The sequence below is a fragment of the Clostridia bacterium genome, assembly GCA_014360065.1.
Taxonomy (GTDB): Bacteria; Bacillota; DSM-521; order Neomoorellales; family JACIYF01; genus JACIYF01.
This window is the reverse complement of record JACIYF010000165.1, coordinates 1-4,415: the sequence shown is the minus strand read 5'-3', so window position 1 is coordinate 4,415 and position 4,415 is coordinate 1. Positions and strand designations below refer to the sequence as shown.

Annotated in this window: 5 protein-coding genes; all 5 read right to left on the bottom strand. The window is 50.7% G+C overall.

The window, feature by feature from the left end; all coding sequences use genetic code 11:
* Positions 1-309: 309 nt before the first annotated feature.
* The 5 genes from H5U02_14190 to H5U02_14170 all read right to left on the bottom strand — a co-directional run bounded on the left by H5U02_14190 (position 310) and on the right by H5U02_14170 (position 4,376).
* Positions 310-1,236 (bottom strand): hypothetical protein, encoded by a 927-nt coding sequence (locus H5U02_14190; GenBank protein ID MBC7343572.1) that lies wholly within the window; start codon positions 1,234-1,236, stop codon positions 310-312.
* Between the two features lie 77 nt (positions 1,237-1,313).
* Complete coding sequence (locus tag H5U02_14185; GenBank protein ID MBC7343571.1) at positions 1,314-2,180, bottom strand: hypothetical protein; 867 nt, start codon at positions 2,178-2,180, stop codon at positions 1,314-1,316.
* A gap of 1,033 nt (positions 2,181-3,213) precedes the next feature.
* Entirely contained in the window at positions 3,214-3,351 is a 138-nt protein-coding gene (locus H5U02_14180) for a hypothetical protein (protein MBC7343570.1), read from the bottom strand.
* A gap of 93 nt (positions 3,352-3,444) precedes the next feature.
* Positions 3,445-3,774, bottom strand: coding sequence for a hypothetical protein (locus tag H5U02_14175; GenBank protein MBC7343569.1), 330 nt, complete (start codon positions 3,772-3,774; stop codon positions 3,445-3,447).
* An 11-nt stretch (positions 3,775-3,785) separates the two neighbouring features.
* Positions 3,786-4,376 carry a hypothetical protein gene (locus H5U02_14170; GenBank protein ID MBC7343568.1) on the bottom strand — a complete coding sequence of 197 codons (591 nt, stop codon included), beginning with the start codon at positions 4,374-4,376 and terminating at the stop codon, positions 3,786-3,788.
* Positions 4,377-4,415: the final 39 nt, after the last annotated feature.

The window sequence follows — 4,415 nt, the reverse complement described above, 5'->3', positions numbered from 1 at the left end:
CAGCCGGGGCATAAAGTTTTGGGTCTCCACCCCGGCCCGGGCCAGGGCTGGCTCCACCTTCTGGAAGAACTGGATGCTTCTCATGAGGTGGTTGTCGGCAGCCGCCAGGTGGCGCAACTGCTTGGGCTTCGATTCTCCTGCAACCTTGTCTAGAATCCGCAGATCGCATGTCCGAAACTGCAGGGTCGTATGCCCGAAACTACATATCCTAGAATTTCCCATGCATATCTATTCACGAACATGCATAATGGCCCTCTTTTCTCAAGCTATGGCTGCGATGGGGTTGATTGGCCAAATTCACGGCTTTACTTATGTCTCGTCAGTAGCCGGGATTACACAATCAAAACTTTCTTTCTTGCCATTAATCAGGGTGTAGCCCCGGAAAACGTATACCGGCTGCAAGAAAGGTTGCTCGGATACGGGCCCCGGATCCTCCCAGTAGCGAAGCTGGACTTCGGTGATAGTTGCCTTGGTGGCCAGGGGGTGGAGGTTATTTGAACCCTTACCTTGCTTCATTTCTTCCAAGGCTTCTTCCCAGCGCTTAAGCGGGTAAAGCTTGTAAGGTTCAATTTCCTTATAGAACTTGTTCACCCCCACTATGGTGCCGTTGTCGCCGATGGTAACCACTATCCGGGAAACTCCCAGAATCGCCTGGCCGTCTAACCGAGGGTAGAAATATACCACTCGGGCCAAAGGCACCTCGGGCTTACCAGGCCCGGTGGACTCCGTAAGACTAGTGACAGTAACTTGGAAACGCTCAGGAGAAAAACCCAACCGGGCTAGGAAGTCCAAGGCCAACCGTTTGGCTTCATCACTAGAAGGAAGCTTTTCTGGATGGCCGGGGTTAGTATTATCCTGGTAGGACCACTTGCCGGTCTTGGCTTCAATCCAGAAGAGCCGACTGCCTTCGCGGATGCTGTATACCTGGTGGCGGGGCTCAAACTGAACCGATCCCTTTAAGTTGAAACTTTGCGCTAGTTGGTTGGCAAGCTCCTCGCTAACCTCGGGAGTCTTAAAACGGTATACCATAGCCGCTGACGAGACACGAGGGATAGCTTCGACCGTGTATTCTACGTTCGTGGGGGTAGGGTGTCCGGGTTTAGGTATCTCCAGCCGAGGAAGCTTTTCTAGTCCCCCTTCGCCGGGCCGGACTTCTATGGAGGGAGCACAGCCAGCCAAAACCGCCGGCATAATCAAAACCAGCAAGGATGCCCAGATCAATCTGATGGCCTTCATAGATCTCCCATCTCCTTTCCAAGATGCTCTGCAAGCCTTCTATACATAGCCAACTTATAATCTCAGCCTACCTTGCATTACTTTGGTTGTCCGTCATGGGGAATGGTCAGAGACCAGGCACTGTACCCATCCGGATTATAAATATACCACACGGGACCAGCGCTCCAGCTATAAATAGTATCGTTGATACAGCTCTTGGCTCCCTGGACTCTGGCTATAGAATCACCCTCTGTTCTTTGTGTTTGCCAATAAGACGCTGCATTAAACCATGCATTCTTGAAGGTCTGCCCATAGTAAGCCAAATTGAAGCCATATGTTGTTCCTTCCCTTGAGTCTAGATACATTATGCTAGCAAAACCTGTCATGAGATGTAAGCCTTCAAACATTCTGCAGATTTTTTCATAATTTGACCATATGTTACCATTTGTTAGCCAGTTACAACTATAGAAGGAGGCCCACTTGTTTGTCCCGTGTCCCCAACGGATTTCATTCCACGTTGCGTTTACTTCCTGTAATCCTTCTTCACTACTACTATGCCAAGGTTCTCCGCCATTTTTGACATAAAAATGGCATGAGGCACCGTTTAGAACAGGGTAGTAGTCATATCTGAATCCGTGACCCGAAAAAGCAAAAAAGTTTACATCCTCAGCACTTGCAGCACCAGCATAGCTTGCCCACAAATCGCTTTCCCAGGCATTGCTATCTTGATAAAGAAACAAGGCTGAGGCAGCATTATAGTACACTAATTCTTGGTTTAGGTTTGAGACGTATGTTGCTCCTGCCCTGTTCCCATAGAGGCAATTAGGATACAAAATGTGAGAATACTTGTTTATGCCATCATAGCCTGCCGAAACTATAGCGTGTGCTGGTTCAATGCCTATACTCAAAAACCAGACTGTACATATTATGGGCAGCAAATGACATATTGCTTTTCGTAGCCACATAGTAACCTCCCCCTAGTCTTGCCAAATGCTTCCACAAGGCACCCTTTAAAGTTGTTTAACACAATGCTTTTTGTTTACAGATCACCTCCTTGTGAAGAATCTTCTAGCCCTACAACCCCCGTAACAGAGATAAGGTAACCTAACTTTGAACCGCAAGCCTTTGAAGATCCACCCTACCTCAAGGGAAGCAAGAATATACAAGAACAGCCACCACTCAGGCGCAGCGGTAGGCGGCACGAGCAATGTCAATTAACCCTGATTAGGCATCGGGCCGAGAAAGAACTCTGTGCCCACTGCCCTGTGTACGCAGTCGGGCTAAAAGGTCCGTAAAGTCAGAGGCTCCTCTGTTCGTCAACACTGCTCGGGAAGATACGGCCAGCCTTTGTCCTCCTAAAGCGTCCAACCTATTAACGCCCTCCTCAAGCCGATCCCTAACGGGTACCCTCCATCCTTCCAATTCTTCCCTAGCATTTACGCTGCTACTTCCATCGATCACCTTTGTTTCCATAATTTGATAAGGTATTCCCGACAGACAGTGGATTTTCCTGCTAAATGTCAAAAATATTCTATCGTCTACGGAAAGTGTTGCAGTCATGGTGCCTGAGAGTGTGTTCCGACTTGGGCGCAAGGGGAGCGATTGCATACACCCGGTTCGGCGTTTCCAAAAAGCCGCTGGAGCCGGATCTGGTTTATTTGGAGTCCATTCATAGTAAAGGCGGGCAGAGCCAGTGGAGCACTTGAGGTCTAGCTTACTGCCATCGGTCCTGGACCATTGTTCGATGGGCTTAAAAGGCGGAAAATATACGACGAATACTATCCAGGGTTCCTGGCCGGTGGTGCTGAGACGAAACTCCCACAAACCGGATTCTTGGTAGGGAGTGAGCCGTTTCTCAGAGATTTGATAGCCAAGGCTGCTTATACCGGCCATGAGGTTGGGAATACCTTGAGCTTTGAGGTAGAGGAGCCGGTTCAGGTCTGAACGAGCCAGGGCGAAGCTGGCACTTACAAACCAGAGCGCAAGAAAAGCAGCTGTCTACCCCCGGCTTACCCTCCAGCGGGCCTTGAGCTTGGCATACCCGTACCTGATAAACCAATAACCTTCCGATAAGAATTCCCCAGCTGAGCACAACAGGCCAAAAACCCTGACCAGCTCCAATACTAGCTCTCCCATTAGGCTCACCCCCAAACAGGTGCCCGGGGACATCCGTCCCCGGGCACCTCGGGCTATCCCCCTCAGGTACTAGAGGTTACAAAAGTGGGAACCTCAGGCCCCCGGCTCTCGTCTCCTCCTCCTTCTGGCCAGGACCCGGCGGACGCCGACTACCACCAAGTAGATGATCAGTACATTGACTATGCCCAAAAGGGCCGCATGAACGGCAATAAATGGCTCGAAGTACTCTACAAGAGTATAATGGAGCTGCAAGCCAAGTAGGTAGGGTACCCACATGTAGGGGAAAACAAATAATGTGAGAAACAGCCAGAGAGCCACGCCTCTTAAGCCACAATAAAAGTGAAGGTCGGCTAGTTTATAGGCGGCTATTCCCCAGAGGGCTCCTACCATAAGGAGCAAGGGCCACTTCAGCCAGCGCCTCATGAGGCCACCTCCTAGATCCTGTCGATAAAGATGGGGTTGCACCAGACATCCGACGGCCCACTGCCATCGGTGGCTGCAAACTCAAACTTCACCACGTAGAACGTATCGTTGGGAGGAGGTGGCAGGGTTACGTACGTTTCCGTCCCCGGGTTGGCAATATTCCTTATGGGATTGCGGTAGGCATCTACTATCCGCACCATGGTGCACCTCCGTCCGGTTACCGGCTGCTGAACCAGCTTGAACTGAAGTTGGCCTTGAGCGCTGACCTTGATCACGCTGCCCTGGACAGTCCCGTTTACGGCAAAGACCCCCAGGTCCTTACGCCCGGAGGCGCTCACGTGACCCGATCGGATAGCATTCCATATGGGTGATCTCAGGTAATACTGATAGTCCTGCGTGTAGACCCAAGTGAACCCTCTGTCGCCTGGCTTTGCCCATAGCATCCAAGCATGCCAATCCGTATTACCAACGCCGACAACGAATTCCCCCGTTGCGATGGTATTTACAAGGCCTACCCGAAGGAGGTCAAACCATTTGTTCTTCGTTTCTTCGCTGGCTATATACTCATACGAAAGCAGCTCGATGGCCCGGAACCCAGTCACATTCCATTTCTGCCAAAGAACCTCTCTATACGGGTGAGC